19 protein-coding genes are annotated in these 16,371 nt (G+C 48.2%); 9 read left to right on the top strand and 10 right to left on the bottom strand.

The genetic code is table 11. From position 1 onward, the window contains the following. Positions 1-43: 43 nt before the first annotated feature. From AC14M5_RS18385 to AC14M5_RS18430, 10 genes are all read right to left on the bottom strand, one after another. The gene (locus AC14M5_RS18385; protein ID WP_484031161.1) at positions 44-871 is read right to left on the bottom strand and encodes a transposase; all 828 of its coding nucleotides are present in this window, start codon (positions 869-871) and stop codon (positions 44-46) included. Positions 872-873: 2 nt separating this feature from the next. After that, entirely contained in the window at positions 874-1,128 is a 255-nt protein-coding gene (locus tag AC14M5_RS18390; RefSeq protein ID WP_484031162.1) for a BrnA antitoxin family protein, read from the bottom strand. A 6-nt stretch (positions 1,129-1,134) separates the two neighbouring features. Further along, the gene (locus AC14M5_RS18395; RefSeq protein WP_484031163.1) at positions 1,135-1,362 is read right to left on the bottom strand and encodes a DUF2283 domain-containing protein; all 228 of its coding nucleotides are present in this window, start codon (positions 1,360-1,362) and stop codon (positions 1,135-1,137) included. 2 nt (positions 1,363-1,364) lie between these two features. Further along, complete coding sequence (locus tag AC14M5_RS18400) at positions 1,365-1,709, bottom strand: HepT-like ribonuclease domain-containing protein (RefSeq protein ID WP_484031164.1); 345 nt, start codon at positions 1,707-1,709, stop codon at positions 1,365-1,367. Further along, the gene (locus AC14M5_RS18405; RefSeq protein WP_484031165.1) at positions 1,696-2,004 is read right to left on the bottom strand and encodes a nucleotidyltransferase family protein; all 309 of its coding nucleotides are present in this window, start codon (positions 2,002-2,004) and stop codon (positions 1,696-1,698) included. The genes AC14M5_RS18400 and AC14M5_RS18405 overlap by 14 nt, the downstream gene beginning before the upstream one ends. A gap of 286 nt (positions 2,005-2,290) precedes the next feature. Further along, entirely contained in the window at positions 2,291-3,619 is a 1,329-nt protein-coding gene (locus AC14M5_RS18410; protein ID WP_484031166.1) for a hypothetical protein, read from the bottom strand. Between the two features lie 29 nt (positions 3,620-3,648). Then, entirely contained in the window at positions 3,649-5,346 is a 1,698-nt protein-coding gene (locus AC14M5_RS18415; protein WP_484031167.1) for an ATP-binding protein, read from the bottom strand. 123 nt (positions 5,347-5,469) lie between these two features. Next, on the bottom strand, positions 5,470-5,766 hold the full coding sequence (locus AC14M5_RS18420; protein ID WP_484031168.1) for a GIY-YIG nuclease family protein: 297 nt from the start codon (positions 5,764-5,766) through the stop codon (positions 5,470-5,472). Between the two features lie 107 nt (positions 5,767-5,873). After that, on the bottom strand, positions 5,874-6,470 hold the full coding sequence (locus tag AC14M5_RS18425; protein ID WP_484031169.1) for a hypothetical protein: 597 nt from the start codon (positions 6,468-6,470) through the stop codon (positions 5,874-5,876). 125 nt (positions 6,471-6,595) lie between these two features. Further along, positions 6,596-7,780 (bottom strand): DNA double-strand break repair nuclease NurA, encoded by a 1,185-nt coding sequence (locus tag AC14M5_RS18430; protein WP_484031170.1) that lies wholly within the window; start codon positions 7,778-7,780, stop codon positions 6,596-6,598. Between the two features lie 219 nt (positions 7,781-7,999). On the opposite strand from AC14M5_RS18430, the gene AC14M5_RS18435 reads away from it, so the two are divergent. The 9 genes from AC14M5_RS18435 (at position 8,000) to AC14M5_RS18475 (ending at position 16,355) form a co-directional block, all read left to right on the top strand. Then, positions 8,000-8,722, top strand: coding sequence for an SIMPL domain-containing protein (locus tag AC14M5_RS18435; protein WP_484031171.1), 723 nt, complete (start codon positions 8,000-8,002; stop codon positions 8,720-8,722). 227 nt (positions 8,723-8,949) lie between these two features. Next, a complete protein-coding gene (locus AC14M5_RS18440; RefSeq protein ID WP_484031172.1) occupies positions 8,950-9,834 on the top strand; it encodes an NAD(P)-dependent oxidoreductase in 885 nt (294 codons plus the stop codon). 45 nt (positions 9,835-9,879) lie between these two features. Then, positions 9,880-10,389: a redoxin domain-containing protein gene (locus AC14M5_RS18445; RefSeq protein ID WP_484031173.1), complete on the top strand. Its 510-nt coding sequence runs from the start codon at positions 9,880-9,882 to the stop codon at positions 10,387-10,389. 12 nt (positions 10,390-10,401) lie between these two features. Next, on the top strand, positions 10,402-12,204 hold the full coding sequence (locus AC14M5_RS18450) for a cyclic nucleotide-binding domain-containing protein (protein ID WP_484031174.1): 1,803 nt from the start codon (positions 10,402-10,404) through the stop codon (positions 12,202-12,204). A 90-nt stretch (positions 12,205-12,294) separates the two neighbouring features. Further along, positions 12,295-12,825 carry a peptide deformylase gene (gene def / locus AC14M5_RS18455; protein ID WP_484031175.1) on the top strand — a complete coding sequence of 177 codons (531 nt, stop codon included), beginning with the start codon at positions 12,295-12,297 and terminating at the stop codon, positions 12,823-12,825. A gap of 4 nt (positions 12,826-12,829) precedes the next feature. Beyond that, positions 12,830-13,300, top strand: coding sequence for a GNAT family N-acetyltransferase (locus tag AC14M5_RS18460; protein WP_484031176.1), 471 nt, complete (start codon positions 12,830-12,832; stop codon positions 13,298-13,300). A 77-nt stretch (positions 13,301-13,377) separates the two neighbouring features. After that, a complete protein-coding gene (recF, locus tag AC14M5_RS18465; RefSeq protein WP_484031177.1) occupies positions 13,378-14,583 on the top strand; it encodes a DNA replication/repair protein RecF in 1,206 nt (401 codons plus the stop codon). Between the two features lie 10 nt (positions 14,584-14,593). Then, a complete protein-coding gene (locus AC14M5_RS18470) occupies positions 14,594-15,193 on the top strand; it encodes a hypothetical protein (RefSeq protein ID WP_484031178.1) in 600 nt (199 codons plus the stop codon). 112 nt (positions 15,194-15,305) lie between these two features. Then, positions 15,306-16,355, top strand: a complete 1,050-nt coding sequence (locus AC14M5_RS18475) for an alpha/beta hydrolase (protein WP_484031179.1) — start codon at positions 15,306-15,308, stop codon at positions 16,353-16,355. Positions 16,356-16,371: the final 16 nt, after the last annotated feature.

The raw sequence follows: 16,371 nt of genomic DNA on the forward strand, positions 1-16,371 counted from the left end.
CTTTATCATACCATTCCCTCACGCGGACATGACTCATCGTTAATCAGCCAATGTTGGTGGGGTTCTCGTCATCCTCATCCCACAACAGCGGATTGGCCTCGACGTAATCGGTTTTGTTTTGCAGGTCTTTCTCGTTGCGAATGATGTGTTCGTAATAATTGCGTTGCCAGATGGGTGTGTTGTTAAATTCAGGAAATTTCCATATTCGTTTTGTAACGCGAGATTTGAATTGCGCAATGATCGCGCCAAGGGATGCGGGTTTGGGTCCACGAGGTAGGGGCGACCCGTCCATACAGACAGGGTTGATGGCCTGCAATGGTTTTATGTTTGGGTCGGGCCATGTCTGACCCTGACGGGTCGCCCCTACGGGTTCATGGATAAATAAAACTCCATGAAAATGATTAGGCATGACAACACGAGCACCCAATTCAACATAACGTAATCGTTTGGGTAATTCCAACCATTCCCATTCAACAATTTTTCCGACCTTGTTTAATTTCATTTCCTTGTTCACAATTTCCCCAAACAAAAATTCCCTATGCCACGTGACAATGGTGATGTAATACGCCCCCGCCTGTCCGTAATCATATCCCTTCAAACGAATGGAATGACGATGATGTTTTTTGGGGTCGAATTTGGTCATGGAGGAAATTATAAATGAGACATACCATGTGCGTAGGGGCGACCCGTCCATGCCGTAAGATGTAATGGTTCGCAAGGATTCTGTGCCTGACCACAACCTGCGTGGACCCTGGCGGGTCGCCCCTACATTCCCCTCACGCGGACATGGCTCATCATTAATCAGCCCTTCACTTGTCTGAGACTCACCAACAAAAAAATCCGAAGCCTCGCCACCTCGGATCTCTATCAAATTTATTTTGCAGCAGTTAATTCTTCACGCACCACCCGCCTAAGTATGACTTCGATGGGTTCCTGTTGATTTGTAATATATTCTCGAAGGGCATCGTTGATCAAGGTTTGGTAATTCCCGCCACCAGCCTCATCCACTTGACCGCGAAACCAGTCCAAAATATCATCATCAATGCGGATGGTGATGCGGGTTTTCCCTTTTGGCGCAGGGACAACTGCACCGCGCTTCCCTTTACTGAAATTGTATTCTTTTTTCATCTACAATTAAACAGCAACTGTCTCGAAAGCAACTTTTATAGCATCTCCGACATGACCTGTGAAATTCAGTTTTTCAAACCCGATAACCTTGCCTTCACGGTCTTTCATCAGCACGATCTCTTCCCCTGCTTCTTCTGCAACATATTCATCGGCGGGATTTCCAAACCGGACTGTAAGTGTATTTCCTTCACGGTCATAACAAACTTTTATTTCAATAATCTCTTTCAAACTCATCGTTACTCTTCCGCCAGCAATCCATCTAACGTCTCGATTAACTCAGATAAGCCATCTGTCGCACCGAGCCAAATACGATTCATCAAGGTTTCCCCGTATTCATGCGCAATAACGTTGCGAAGTTCAATCAACCTCTTCCAATTGATTTCGGGATGCTTACCGCGAAATTGCGGAGAAATATGAACTGCCGCTTCGCCAATGACGTGTAATTGTCTCTCCACAGCGTAACGCAACATTTTGTTGTTTTCAAATTGATGGAATTTGACCCCGCTCATAAAGCCATCGATTTCACGGGCCGCCTCACGGATGTCCCATAAATAGGCTTTTACCTCTTCATTGTGCGGCATATACTACCTGCGCCGTGCGGAGAATCTCTTTCCTGCGATATGGGTTGCGGAGTGCTTCTTTTTCAACCAGGTCGACAGGGCGTTTGAACATTTCTTCAAGCTCAAGTTTCATGTCAATAATTTCAAACAGCCCAATACGCGCTTTGGGATCGATGCTCACAAGCACATCCACATCGCTTTTGGGACGGAAATCGTTCCGCAGGACGGAGCCAAACAGTGAAAATTCATTAACGCTCCAGCGCTGACAAAACGCCGCGATTTTTTTGCGGGGAATTCTAAACTTCTTGCCTTTCATGGCTTAAATTATAGCACTGCCCCGCCGCTGCTGACCATCCCCCTCATGCGGACATGACTCATCATTAATCAGCCCCTCGTACGAGCATAGGTCTCCGCCTCACGTTCGGGATGAATCCCTCGCTCAATACATGGAAGTGCTTCGCACTAATTGCGCCAGTCCACGCCAGTGGACTTTCACGAACTAAGGCAGGGCTTTAGCCCGCACCGATTCCCCTCCCGCGGACATGACTCATCATTAATCAGCCCCTCGCATATATGTTTGAGAGATTTAACTGAAAGGAAATTTATTCCTTACTCTTTTCTTCTGGAATCGGAAACTTCACCACACTACCATCAGCCTCAAATATTGCTTTTCTGCAAGCTTTTTTGCAATCTTCATCTTCTGGATGTTGTAAAAAGTAGATGGTTGCTCTATACAGATCAACAGTAGCCACCAAAGCATAATGATATTGCTTGGCGAGGTTAACCACAGTTTTGGTAAATGGCTCTTCCCTTTCTTCCAGCTTTTTATACCGAAAATGATTGCCGACCAAAACACCTTTGGCAAAAGAACCCCTTTGTTCTGCATCTTGATTTATAGCTGAGAGCAATTGATCTATTTTATCCTTATGAATTGCGCCATCGTCCTTTCCTTCAACCTCTGCAATTGCACGACCTTCTTCTGATTCTAAAATCACATCAAAATCAGTATTCTCGCCAGGAACAGTGTCAGCTTTGAAGCCCATTAATCTCAAAGTATCTAAAACTTTTCTCTCTAATGGGTGCCCTTGTTCATAGAGCAGAAACTTGTAATCGTTGAGCTCGCTGTATTCTTTCTCAATTTCGACTTTTCCTATTTCAAGCTCTATAATTTTCTTTTCAATCTCACGAATTTTCTCATCAAGTGCAGCCATACCAGGAACGCGGAAAGCATTTGTCCAATCAGGAGGAGGAGTTGGTATTTCTGCACCAAAATATTTTTTAGCTATTCCTAGCAATACTCCTAAGAACTTTTTGTTGTTCTCCTCATTAAAGTTAAATCTTGGCAGAAACGCTACAGTCCCATTGGATATTCTTAATGTAAAGCCTACAGTAAGATCAGTAGAATTGGAAATAAATGCATCGCCTAAATCAAAACCTGCAACTGGTATATCTACATAAGCGGTGAAAAACAGTTCCTTTTGAAAAGCAGAAAAATAGGGAGAAAAAATATGCTCCCTGTGAACTAAATTCAAACCCGCACCAGTTCCGCTAATTAATCTATTTGTAAATCTTTTCTTACCTTCATCTGGAATCCAAGAATAATTATTAATGTGAATATTGTCATGCCTAAGTCCTTGACTTATCAATTTAACGTCAAATAATTCATCAAGAAAAACAATAATCAAACGACCTTTATTGAGTAAAGCCAAAATCTCAGAGCTCCTTCTTTCCATTTTTTCTAACAACACATGAGCGTTTTGTCCCGAGACATATCGTTTATTGTTGTTGTCAAGTTCTGATTTTGGAAAAGAAGAAACAACATCATTTGGATCGATTATCACTACATCATAATCCGTAAGGCTTGAAGTGCTAAAAAAATCTGCAGCATCAATATCAGGGAATTCAGTTGCCAAGGAAATAATCTTCAGCATATGACCATCCTTTTACTTTATTTTACCCACTAAAACCCCAACTCCTTCAAATTCTCCGCTTCAGACATCTTCTTGCCTCCCTTAAGCAGTTCCTTCCAAAAGGCCTCATCATACCTCCGCGACCTCACAGGCAGCGGCATCGGCACGCCCCAGCCCAGGAGCAGGACTTCCTCTTTCGGTTGGAGTCGCGCCAGCATACCGCGCAGGGCCTCGCGTCCCGAAAGACCCGAGAGCACGGCTTGAATATCCAGGTCATCGCCCAGCCAGCCGCTGATGCGCGTCCCCAATTGGGACATGACCTCGTCATAGATCTGCGAAGGACGCTGGTCCACGATCAGCAGGGTCACATAATATTTGCGGAGTTCGCGCGCGATGGTCGCGAAGGTGGTCTGCGACGCCATCTCACGGTTCAACAATTTATGCGCCTCTTCAACAACAATGATCAATGGCCTCGGTTCCGCCTTGCCATGCGAACGGAACTCGTTGGTCTTCTTCTCCCACGCATTGCGAATCTTTCTGGTGATCAGATTCGAAACCAATAAATAATCCAGGTCGCTTTCATTGTCACCGAACGACAGCACCACATGCTTGCCCGCTTCGAGCGTATTGATGATCTGCACCACGCTGTCCGCGGCAGGCTTCTGGACGATGTAATGCTTGTTGAACAGGCGGCGCAGCTTATCGTGCAGTCCCTCCGCCGCCAGCACATTCACGCCGTTCGCCATCGACCACTTCGCCACGCTCCCCTCGGCGGGCACTTTTTTCATCCGTCCCTTTTCATCTTCGATCTCCACTTCGTCCCGATTCATCGCGCGGAACTCGGCGTACCAGTTGTGTCCATAGGTCGTGAACAGGGCATTCAAAACGGTGGGCGTGGTCTCTTTGAGATTCAATTCACGCGAGAGCATTTCCACGTCACTGGATGAAATATCGGACATGGCGATCTCGAGGTTGAAATCGGGAGTCGCTCCGCGAATGGTCGCGCCGCCGCCCAATCCCACCACGTTCACGCGGGACTTGAACTTGGTCTTCAGTCCCGTCACGGCCTTTTTCGTGTCTGAGGCCACATCGTCAAACCCATACTCGTTGTGCATGTCCAATACCAATACCGAAGCCTTATTGTGATTCATCAAGCCTGCCAAAACAAGCCTTGTCAAAAACGACTTGCCTGTTCCCGTCGCCCCGAACATACCCGATGACCTCTGCACGAACTTATCCAGATTAATGCAGACGGGATGTCCCTGCTCGCGGGTGTACCCGATGATGAAGTTGCCGTCCGCATTCGGGTCGCCGAAGATCTCGGCGATATCACCTTCATTCGCCAGCGACACCTTCGCATGGTGCGGAGGGATATTCTTGACTGGCAAAATGCGCGGCTCCTCTTTCAGTCCCTTGCGCCAGGCTGCATACTCGGGCGAGCCTTCATCAGGACCCACCTCCAGCATCAAATTCGGCAGCACTTCCAAATTGGCAAAGAGAGTCTGTCCGTGCAAGGCTTTGGCGATATGCGCAGGGAATCGCACCTCGGTCTGCTCGTCCGCGAAACGCGGGTCCGTTGCGCCGAGCTGGATATCCGTCACAATGCCGTAATAATTCCACGGTCCGCTCTGGATCACGACAAACGCCCCTTCCTGAATCTCCTGCGGAGAGACAGTCAGCCGCACGCGGAAATTCTCTTTCAACCCGCCGCCAACCAGATATCCGATTTGTGTTCGATTTAGTTGCATAAAAACTCCTTATCTCACATGTCGTTGCGAGGGCGTTCTTGTTCTTTGCCCGAAGCAATCTCCCATTTACATGTCGCTGCGAGGGCGCTCTTGCTCGTCGCCCAAAGCAGTCTCCCAATCGCTTCAAATTATTTCATCAAACAAATCTTTCCACTCAGGATTAATACTCACGATTAAATCCATTTTCTTTTTACGCGAGCCACCCTTGATCTGCCTTTCCCTCGCAAGGGCGGCTTGTACGTTATCACCAGCTTCGTAATACACCAACTTATTGACATTATATTTTTTGGTAAAGATACCGCCTAAACCATTTTTATGCTCATGCACCCTGCGCGCAAGATTATTCGTTACGCCAGTATATAGCACAGTGTTATGAGCATTTGTCATGATGTAAACACAATATTCTCTACCAACTGCCATATGAAACTCCCATGTCGCTGCGAGGCGCTCTTGTTCTTGCCGAAGCAGCCCCTAGCCATTAGGAGATTGCTTCGTCGGGAAGAACAACTGCCCTCCTCGCAACGACATTACACACTCACATCACTCAACGCACTAAGCACACCCATCAGGGTCGGATAATCATCGCGCAAGAGAGTGATCAACTCCTGCGTGGCTTTTTCTTTCCATATGGCGCCATTCTTTCCATGAGATCTCCCCGCCTGCTGAATATGGGCGGCGACCACTTCGCCAATGGGAACATCCTTCCCATTCAGGATATGACGAAAATATCCGAGCTTTTCGGTAAACCTGGCCATATCCTTGTCATCGCACAAATAAATTACATCCAAACTCAACGGCGGACGAGGCGGCAGAAGATGGAAAATTCTCCCATCCTGTTCATATCCCACCGCCAGCACAGACATCTCAACTGGCACGATGCGCCGCTCGCGGTTGTCCTTCATCACCTCATCGCTGACGTTATCCGCTGTCACCAACTGGCGCACCAAGCCGTCATCGTCGATGTGGATGTCGTGGATGAGTCCATAAATTTGATAGGCATTGCCAAGCGGCACGCGCACCAATGCGCCGAAGGAAGGCACATCCAATTGATTGACGCGGCATCCCGCGACAAAACCCGTCGTCCCTGCCCGCAGTAAACGTCCGATTTCGATTTGTTGATTCATCTTTTTCTCCTGCCCCCACCCGTCCTCCCCCAAATACGACAGAAAGGAATAGGATAAATGATTCAAAATATCCATGTCGTATTTGGGGGAGGTGCCCGTCAGGGCGGAGGGGTCGTGGGGGTGAATTATCTTCTCGTTCTACCCTTCAAATCCTTCGCAGATTTCTTATTCGAACCTTCATCGATCTCTTCATTATTCTTCCGCAACTCCATGGACAGTAAATTCTCGATCTGTTGTTTCTCTTCATTCTTCACAACCGCTGTTTCGTGCGCACGGTGCAATAGATATGGATACGGCCTGCTACCCATCATGCGGCATTGCTCCACTAAAACTGCGTGAAGCAAATCCAGCTTCGCTTTATCATCCACCACCCACCTTGGGATTTCGACTCTTACAGGCCAGGGATGTCCTTCGGTGCCAACGTTGAGATAAAAGAAATGTAATTCAAGCACGCCCTTGTAACTCTTTTCGGAACTCGATTGGATCTTGAAGACCGCCGAGCGATGTCCAGGCGGCAATAATGGATTGTCATGCTGGCCGAAGAGCCAACGGTCACTAACGCCTCGCAAGGGATGGAACTCTCGCAGTTTTTGGACTTGTTCATTATTGGCATATGCAATTTCCAATAACCGAATAACCAGATCAGCAGAGGGTTTGTCCACGTAACCTGCGGTAATCACATCCCGCATTTGCAAGCGGGAGAGGACACCTTTGTATTTTTCAACATAATCAAAATAGGACTGTGTATCTTCACCCTTAGCGCCCCAGAGTTCAACAGGCCCGTCGGTAAAGGTCACCACGGGGCCTTTGATATCTTTGGATAACTCGTCAAGCTTGGATCGTTCGGCGACATCTCGCTTTAGCGCTACCATGCCGTCAGATAATGGAATGCCGTTTGGCAGCAGGTCATCCCCATAAAGCAATTCACTGTCTGTGGAAATTTTCGGCGCTTCACCCGAGTTAAGTTTCATGGTGATCGCACCCACATTGACCACTGAAAACTGAACTGCTGCGTGACGGTCTGGGTTGATTTGCGAACCGTCAGCGGCGATGAGTGTGGCTTGGATAACAGAATCAGGTACGGGGTGGAAAGAAGCGAGTGCCTCGTTAAGCGGGAGAGCGCAGCGGATGTTTGAGTCAACTTGTTTGACAGAATCCACTTTGGAGCGCAGGAAATCTAATTCAGTTGAATTTTGAGCGAGTAACTTTCGCGCGAGAACACGACGCTCATCGAGGGTCTTTTTCCGCTCGCGTGCGCCTGCACCGATCTCTTTGATGCGTGAGTAGATTTGCTGATAGTCGATTGGCATTGTGACTTTCTCGTCATTGCGAGGGGTGGTCTCGATACGCGCGGGAAAAGCACTCGCGCTACTCGACAACCAAGTCAGACAATGACGAATTAGAACATTTGTGCAAAATTTTAGCTTTAAATAGATTAAAATACAAGTCTTGTATCCATTTCACTTGGGAACTTTTTGGCATATATGGCGTCATACTTTAGAAGATAAAACGCTTAAAGGAGATAAAAAATGCGTACGAAATATTTTGTTTTTGTAATTCTGGTTCTGACTCTCGTGTTGAGCGCCTGCGGACCCACCACCGTCAACCAGGCGGCTCCCGAAAACCTGCGCACCCTGAACGTGAATGGACTCGGGCAGGTCTACCTGACCCCCGATATTGCTTATATCAATATCGGCGTGAACAGCCAGGGCCCCAGCGCTTCTGAGGTAGTGGTAACCAATAAGGAACAGTCCAACGCTGTGATTGAAGCCATCAAGGAAGCGGGCGTGGATGCGAAGGATATTCACACCACCAACTTCAGCATCTGGTCGAATCCGCAATATGATGAGCTTGGCCAAATCTCTGGCACAACCTACGTGGTTGATAACACAGTGGCGGTGACCGTACGAGACCTCGATAGCCTAGGTGACCTGCTCGACTCTGCCATCAGCGCGGGAGCGAACAGCATCTATAGCATCCAGTTCGATGTGGATGATAAGACCGCGGCCACAAAAGAAGCCCGCGCGAAAGCTGTGGAAGATGCGAAACTACAAGCCCAGGAATTGGCAGAGGCCTCTGGTGTAACACTTGTGGATATTCAAACCATCAACTACTTTGACAGCACCCCCTATCCCTACTACGAGGGCAAAGGTGGCGGCGGCGGTGTAGCCTACGAAGGTGCAGCAGTGCCGATCCAACCTGGACAATTAGCGATTGCCGTAACTGTCAGCATCACATATACGATTAAGTAACCGCTTCTTTCTTGACCATAAAACTGCTCCTCTTTCGAGGGGCAGTTTTTTTTGCCCACTCCCTCCGCCCTTCGGGCACCTCCCCCAAATGCGACTGAAGTTCGTCGCATTTGGGGGAGGAAGATCGGGAGTTATAATCTCCTATCATTCTCAAATTAAAACCTCGCTCAGAGTCCAAAGTCTGGAGACTTTGGACTCCGCCATGCGAAAAATAAAGGAGTCTTTTCATGTTAAGAGTCGGATACATCGGCCTGGGATTAATGGGCAAGTCGATTGCGCGGAATATTTTGAAGGCAGGCTTTCCCCTCATTGTGCATAACCGTTCACGCGCCGCAGTGGATGAATTAGTTGCAGAGGGCGCAGTCGCCGCAAACTCACCCAAAGAAGTTGCCGAACAAGTGGATGTGGTCTTCACCAACCTGCCTGATTCACCTGATGTGGAAAAAGTGACACTTGACGAAAATGGAATTATCGAAGGTGCGCGCAAAGGACTCATCATGGTGGATAACTCCACCATCAAGCCAGCCTCCGCGCGCATGATCGCAGAGAAGTTAAAAGAAAAAGGTGTGCTCGCTCTCGATGCTCCTGTCTCAGGTGGTGACATTGGTGCGAGGAACGCCACGCTCACTATTATGGTCGGCGGCCAGGCGGAAGCATTGGAAAAGGTAATGTCAGTTTTTCAGGCGATGGGCAAGACCATCACACATGTTGGTGATGCGGGCGCAGGGCAGGTTGCCAAAGCCGCGAACCAGATCATGGTCGCCGCGCAGATGGTAGCGATGGGCGAATTGCTTGTCTTCTCGAAGAAGGCAGGCGTTGATCCGCGTAAAGTGGTGGATGCCATCAAAGGTGGCGCGGCCCAATGCTGGACTCTCGACGTCAAACCGCCGCGGTTGTTCGATGGCAATCGCAGCCCTGGCTTCAAGGCGCACATGCAATTGAAGGATATGAAAATCGTTTTGGATACAGCCAAAGAATTTGATATCCCGATCTCTTCAGCCGAAGCGAATACGAAACTCTTCCAACAAATGATCGATGGAGACATGGGTGAATTGGATAATTCGGCTGTAGTGGGCGTGATCGAAAAATTGGCAGGCGTGAAGATCGTCTAACGTTTCAACGTTGAAACGTTCGAACGTTCAAACCTGTAAACATAAATGACTTTACAACTGAATCACCTCGTCCCTAATTTTGAACTGCCTGATCTTCACGGCAAGCTTCATCGTCTCAGTGATTATCGCGGCAAAATTATCATTGTCAATTTTTGGTCATGTGAATGTCCGCACTCGGAGCGCACGGACAAAGCCGTTATGTCCATGTTCGTGCAATGGCGTGATGATGTGGCGATGCTGTCCATTGCATCGAATCGGAACGAGAAACTCGAAGATGTGAAAAAGGCCGCTGAAACGCGACGCCTGCCAACAGTCCTGATTGATGCGAATTGTCAGGTGGCAGATCTGTTCGAGGCGCAGACCACTCCGCATATCTTTGTGATTGACCGTGATGGAATCCTGCGTTACCGCGGCTCAGTGGATGACGTCACTTTTCGCCAACGGACTCCCACCCGCTTCTATCTAGACCTGGCAGTTGAGTCGCTGCTCGAAGGGCATTTGCCAGAGCTGACAGAATCTCCCGCCTACGGTTGTACGATTGTGCGTGAAATTTGATAGAATAAAACCGTGATCGACCTCAATCAACGTATTATCTTTCTAGATAAGTTACACATCCTAAGCGGACTGGACCAGGAGCAACTGGCAGGCGTTGGGAAAAAACTTGTTGAAACGCACGCGCCCGAAGGGACGGTGATTATCAGGCGCGGTGATAAGGCTGACGGTTTTTACATGTTATACAAAGGCAGGGTCAAGATTACGCTGCCCGATGCGGATAAAGGAGAGAGGCAAATTGCCTGGCTCGCTCCTGGCGATTACTTTGGTGAAGAAGCTCTGTTGGAGAACCGTAATCGTTCCGCCACCATCACCGCCTTGGAAGATTGCGAATTGCTTTTCCTCTCGCGTGAAAACTTCGATGCCCTGATCGCAAAGTATGAAAAATTAAAACCTAATTTCAAAGTAGCCATCAAGAGCCATAAGCTAGCGCGTGCTGCGAAATTTAAGTGGCTTGGCAAAAACGAAGTCATTTACTTTCTGGCTCGCAGGCACAAGATACGTCTTTATTATGCTTTGGTAGGGCCCGTTCTCTCGCTGGCTGTTCCCATTGCGCTCATCTTCTGGGGTATTGTTACTGGAGCCACTACACCGGTAGCACTGGGAGTAATCACGTTGATTGGCGTCCTAGGCTGGGGCATATGGAACGCAATTGACTGGAGCAACGATTATTACATTGTCACAAATCAGCGTGTGATCTGGCTGGAGAAGGTGATCGGGTTGTACGATAGCCGAGAGGAAGCGCCGCTGGGAACCATCCTGTCCGTCGGCGTGGAAACGGACATGCTTGGGCGCATCCTCGATTATGGCAACGTCATTGTGCGCACCTTTGTTGGTAAACTCGAATTCGACCATGTGGATCATCCCGTGCAGGCGGCGGATATGATCCGCGAATATTGGGAACGCACCAAAGCCATCACCACGCGCAGCCAAATGGATGTGATGAAAGATACCATCAAGCAGAAGCTGGGTCTGCCTGTGCCCAAAAAACCCGAGCCCGAACTATCGCCGATTATCGCTAAAGATGAAGAAAAGCTCGCAAGGATGCCGCTTTGGCTTCTGGCAATGCAGAACCTGTTCCAATTGCGAATTGAGGATGCCGGCAAGGTCACTTATCGTAAACATTGGATCATTCTTCTGCAACAGGCATGGCAGCCTTTCCTGCTTTTTCTTTTAGGCATCTCACTCATTATTTGGCGGATCATCATCCTTGTCCGCTCACCTGAACTATCATTCCTACGGGTGAATGCGGCTGGCACTTACAGCCCCGATACTATTGCTGTTAGCATTCCCCTGCTCATGTCGCCAGTCTTATTCTGGCTGTGGTATGAGTACACAGATTGGAAGAACGACATCTTCATGGTGACCAGCGAAGAGATCTTCGATATTGACCGCAGGCCTTTTGGTCAGGAGGAACGTCGCTCCGCGCAGATCGAAAATATTCTGAGCACCTCCTATAAACGGAACGGCTTTATTGCCTATATGTTCAACTACGGTACGGTAAGTATTTCAGTCGGTGGTACAAGCCTGGCATTCGAAGATGTGATGGACCCCGCCAGTGTGCAGGCGGATATCAACCGCAGGCGCGCAGGGCGCATCGCCAAAAAGAACGAGAACGCTGGCAAGGAAGATCGCGAACGCTTTGCTACCTGGCTGGCGGCATATCATAAAAATCAGGATGAATTCATCATGCCTGTGAGGACTGACGAGGAATCTTCCACCGATTCGCGGGATGCGCAAAACCAGGATTTGAACAATACGCCCATTGTCGAAGATAAAGGAAATGATAACGACAGCAACGGCGGATGGGATTTCTAGCACGAAACGTAATTTATTGAATGGATGAGCGGTCACTCGAATACCTGATCCCTGAACGAGTATAAAATTGTGAAAGAGGAAAATCAACAAATGGCATTAAGACAAATTGTGAGCCTGCCCGATCCCATTTTGAGGCGCAAGGCAAAACCAGTAACAAAGTTCGATAAAGGACTGCAAACATTAATAGATGACATGATCGAGACCATGCGCGAAGCACCCGGCGTTGGGCTGGCCGCTCCGCAAGTTAACATCTCTCAACAATTGGCGGTTGTTGAATACGCAGAAGGTGAAGATGATGAAGAAGAGAACGAAGATGCGCCGCCCAAACCCAAGAAACTTTTTGTTTTGATCAATCCTGAGATCGTCAAAGCCTCGGATGAAAAAGTGATGGGCGTGGAGGGCTGTCTCTCCATCCCCGGTCTACTTGGAGAAGTGGAACGGCACGAAGCCCTTCAAGTGAAGGCTCTCAATCGCCACGGCAAACCTGTCAAGCTTAAAGTGGAAGGCTGGATGGCGCGCATCTTTCAGCATGAGATCGATCACTTAAATGGAGTGCTATTCACTGACCGCGCTGCGCGTATATGGAAACCAAGTGAAGATGAAAAAGTAGATATGGAATAACTTCATGCAAGATCAAATCCGCCGCCTGACCAGGGAAGACCTGCCCCGCCTGCGAGAATTTTGGACCAGGCAATGGGGAGCCGAGATCATCATCGCGCATGGTGAAGTCATTCAATACGGGCAGGTGGAAGGCTTCATCCACGCGGATTGGGATGGGCTGGTCACTTATATGGTGCGCGGAGAGGAATGTGAGATCACATCCCTCAATAGTTTGCGTGAAGGTAAAGGGATTGGCGCTGCCCTTCTTGATAAAGTAATTCACGAAGCGAAAGAAACAAAGTGCCGCCGCATGTTCCTGATCACCACGAACGATAATTTGAAGGCCCTCGGTTTTTATCAACGTCGCGGATTTGAACTAGCCGCCCTCCATCGCGGCGCAGTGAACGAAGCCAGAAAACTTAAACCGTCCATTTCATTGATCGGTGAGAATAAGATTCCATTGCGTGATGAAATCGAATTGGAAATGAATCTTTAAGTCACACGTCGAAAGTCGACTCTTCAACCTGCAACCGTTGACTCTTGGCCTTTGACTTTCGACTTTAAACATTACACATGCATCTCAAGCATCTTTCCCTCACCAACTTTCGCAGTCTCACCCGCCTGGATATAGAACTTCCACGGCGGTCTGTTTTGCTTACGGGCAGTAATGCGCAAGGCAAGACCAGCATACTCGAAGCCATTTACTTTCTAGCGGCCTTCACTTCCTTCCAAACTCATGCAGATCGGCAGATCGTTAATTTTCATGAGGCAAAGAATGCGCTGGCAGTTACAAGGCTCGTCGCAGATTATCACCGCGGGAAAACAAAACATCGCATCGAAGCGCGCCTGATTCTTGAACCAACAGGAACCAATGGTCAACGCCTGCGCAAAGAGATTCTGCTGGATGGAGCCAAGCGTCAGGTCAACGATGTGATCGGACATTTCAACTCGGTCATCTTTGTGCCGCAAATGTCGCAGATCATCGAGGGTGGGCCTGAGGAGCGTCGCCGTTATCTTAACCTCGCGCTCGCGCAGGCCGTCCCATCTTATGCGCGCGTGCAGAGTGAATACAATCAGGCGCTTACGCAACGTAACGCATTGCTCAAAGCGTTGAACGAGCGTGGCGGGGACGCAAACCAACTTCAAGTCTGGGATGAAGCGTTGGTCAAGCTCGGTGCTCAGATCATTTTGTGGCGCATTCAGGCTGTTCAGGAAATCGAGCGCTTCGCCTCACGCATTCATAACGAGCTGACTCGTGGAACCGAAATCCTTCGCCTCGCCTATGAGCCTGCTTACGATCCGCTCCCCAAGCCAAACGGACAATTTGGTTTAAAGCTAGACACTGTGATCGATCGTTCGTCCATTGAGTTGGATGAAATCCAGGATGGGTTTTTATTGCGACTGAATCAGATTCGTGGCGAAGAGATCGCACGTGGCGTGACCACCATTGGCCCACACCGCGACGATCTGCGTTTCATCATCAACAAAGCGGATGTCAGCGATTACGGTTCGCGCGGTCAACTCCGCACAACCCTGCTCGCACTCAAACTCGCCGAAGTGGAATGGATGAAGGAACGCACAGGTGAATGGCCGGTCATTTTGCTCGATGAAGTGATGGCCGAGTTGGATGCGAACCGCCGCGCCGACTTGTTGAAATATGTAAACAAAGACCAGCAGGTTCTATTCACCACAACCGACCTGAGTTTTTTCACGCCAGAATTTGTGAATGGTTCGGATATCTGGGATGTAAGCGGCGGGGTGGTACAGCCGAGGAGATAGGGTGTTGAAAATGGATGAGCATTTTTACAATATTAGCAAAAAGAAAAAACTTGGGGAATGGGTTATGGTTCCGACAACGGGCTCAACCGATTACGACCTTGGGTTATTCTATTTATGGACAATGGTGAACGAGTTGTTGGAGACGTTTTACTATTCTAAAAGAAATATTTCTAAGCTGATACCTCACGAGGTATACGAAATTAAGAAAGAAAATCAGGAAACAGCCTTTATTCAGAGGGTGTTCAACGTATATATGGAAATTACTTTGTCGAAGTTGATCGATAAGCACAAGAAGGCATGGTCATTGTATCAATTAACAAATGCTGTTAGAAAACATGATTGGCCTGAGCAAAAAGAAATAGAGGCTGCAATAGATATTTTTGCGACCGAGATCAGACACATTCAAAACGCGCGCCATGAGAGACATGCTCATACGTCGTGGAGGAACAAACCCAATGTAATATATTCTGTTAGAGTAGAGAGTTATCGAAATATTATTAAGAAAGCAGTGGAATTGCTAGACAGATTTGTTGATGGAGAAATACCCTACATTCTCCATTTTGGCGAAACTAAAGAATACAATTTGAGAGAGATCCTGTATTCGGAATAAACAGATATTATTTAGTGATGCCAAAAGAGAAGGCGATTGAAGTTCTTCAGTTGGCGGGTGAGTATCTAAAACCATTGAATAAAGAATTTCATAAACGCAAAGTGGAAAACATATGAACATCTACCCATATTGGATGATCGGTGAATTTATATTCATTATCCTTTTCTTGTCGATCATTATTTTCAGGCTTTGGCACAATTCAAAAAACAGAACGGGCAAAACTAAATTACCGGAAACGATGCAAGGAAAAATCACTTATTACACAAAATACATCCTTCGCATCCTCGGCGTGGGGCTTGGTGCATTCCTCGCGATTTCATTATTTATCATGATCGAACGAAGCATGCTTTCGGTTTACACAGAGACGACACCTGCACCCAGCGAAGTCAACATCCCTCCCGATTTGGGGTTTGAAGTGGAAGAGATTACCTTTAAAAGCGAAGACGGGATCACGCTGGCAGGCTGGTTCACCCCTTCACAAAACGGCGTGACAATTATTCTGCTTCACGGCTATGGCGGCAACCGCACAGGGATGATCTGGCACGCCAGGCAATTGGTCAACGCGGGTTATGGCGTATTAATGTATGACGAACGCGCTTCTGGTGAAAGCGGAGGAGAATATCGCTCGTATGGCTGGGAAGATACACAAGATGTAAAAGCTGCAATCCAATTCCTCTCATCACACAATGCGGGTAAAAACATTGGCATTGCGGGCTGCTCCACAGGCGCAAGCATTGCAGTATACAGTGCTGCGTTATTTCCCGAACTCGGCGCTGCGTGGGGTGATGGAAATTCATCAGTCCGCGCACAGGATTTACCCGCGCCGAAGAATTCCATTATGGCATTATTAACCGCAGGCAATTACATGCTGGATTGGATGTACACTATAAAGCTGGATGCTGAAGCGCCTGCTCCACTAACAGAGGTTATAGGCTGCATTGCACCACGTCCGGTCATGCTTATCGGCGGCGGCACACCGCATCCCACCCTTGGCAGTGAAGCGGAATTATATACTTTGCGTTTTGCAGAAATAGCGGGCCCCAATGCCGAAGCCTGGGTAATCGATGAAGCCACGCATTGTAACGGTCCTGTCCTGCGCCCGGATGAATATTCAGCGCGCATGATAAATTTCTTCGATCTTGCGTTTGACGTAACAAGATAACGATGGTGTAAAATTG

Source organism: Candidatus Villigracilis sp. (genome assembly GCF_057083605.1).

Bases quoted from the DNA above. Each gene is read 5' to 3' on its own strand.
- AC14M5_RS18390 (WP_484031162.1), bottom strand. From the start codon at position 1,128: ATGAAAAAAGAATACAATTTCAGTAAAGGGAAGCGCGGTGCAGTTGTC.
- AC14M5_RS18395 (WP_484031163.1), bottom strand. From the start codon at position 1,362: ATGAGTTTGAAAGAGATTATTGAAATAAAAGTTTGTTATGACCGTGAA.
- AC14M5_RS18400 (WP_484031164.1), bottom strand. From the start codon at position 1,709: ATGCCGCACAATGAAGAGGTAAAAGCCTATTTATGGGACATCCGTGAG.
- AC14M5_RS18405 (WP_484031165.1), bottom strand. From the start codon at position 2,004: ATGAAAGGCAAGAAGTTTAGAATTCCCCGCAAAAAAATCGCGGCGTTT.
- AC14M5_RS18410 (WP_484031166.1), bottom strand. From the start codon at position 3,619: ATGCTGAAGATTATTTCCTTGGCAACTGAATTCCCTGATATTGATGCT.
- AC14M5_RS18415 (WP_484031167.1), bottom strand. From the start codon at position 5,346: ATGCAACTAAATCGAACACAAATCGGATATCTGGTTGGCGGCGGGTTG.
- AC14M5_RS18420 (WP_484031168.1), bottom strand. From the start codon at position 5,766: ATGGCAGTTGGTAGAGAATATTGTGTTTACATCATGACAAATGCTCAT.
- AC14M5_RS18425 (WP_484031169.1), bottom strand. From the start codon at position 6,470: ATGAATCAACAAATCGAAATCGGACGTTTACTGCGGGCAGGGACGACG.
- AC14M5_RS18430 (WP_484031170.1), bottom strand. From the start codon at position 7,780: ATGCCAATCGACTATCAGCAAATCTACTCACGCATCAAAGAGATCGGT.
- AC14M5_RS18435 (WP_484031171.1), top strand. From the start codon at position 8,000: ATGCGTACGAAATATTTTGTTTTTGTAATTCTGGTTCTGACTCTCGTG.
- AC14M5_RS18440 (WP_484031172.1), top strand. From the start codon at position 8,950: ATGTTAAGAGTCGGATACATCGGCCTGGGATTAATGGGCAAGTCGATT.
- AC14M5_RS18445 (WP_484031173.1), top strand. From the start codon at position 9,880: ATGACTTTACAACTGAATCACCTCGTCCCTAATTTTGAACTGCCTGAT.
- def (WP_484031175.1), top strand. From the start codon at position 12,295: ATGGCATTAAGACAAATTGTGAGCCTGCCCGATCCCATTTTGAGGCGC.
- AC14M5_RS18460 (WP_484031176.1), top strand. From the start codon at position 12,830: ATGCAAGATCAAATCCGCCGCCTGACCAGGGAAGACCTGCCCCGCCTG.
- recF (WP_484031177.1), top strand. From the start codon at position 13,378: ATGCATCTCAAGCATCTTTCCCTCACCAACTTTCGCAGTCTCACCCGC.
- AC14M5_RS18470 (WP_484031178.1), top strand. From the start codon at position 14,594: ATGGATGAGCATTTTTACAATATTAGCAAAAAGAAAAAACTTGGGGAA.
- AC14M5_RS18475 (WP_484031179.1), top strand. From the start codon at position 15,306: ATGAACATCTACCCATATTGGATGATCGGTGAATTTATATTCATTATC.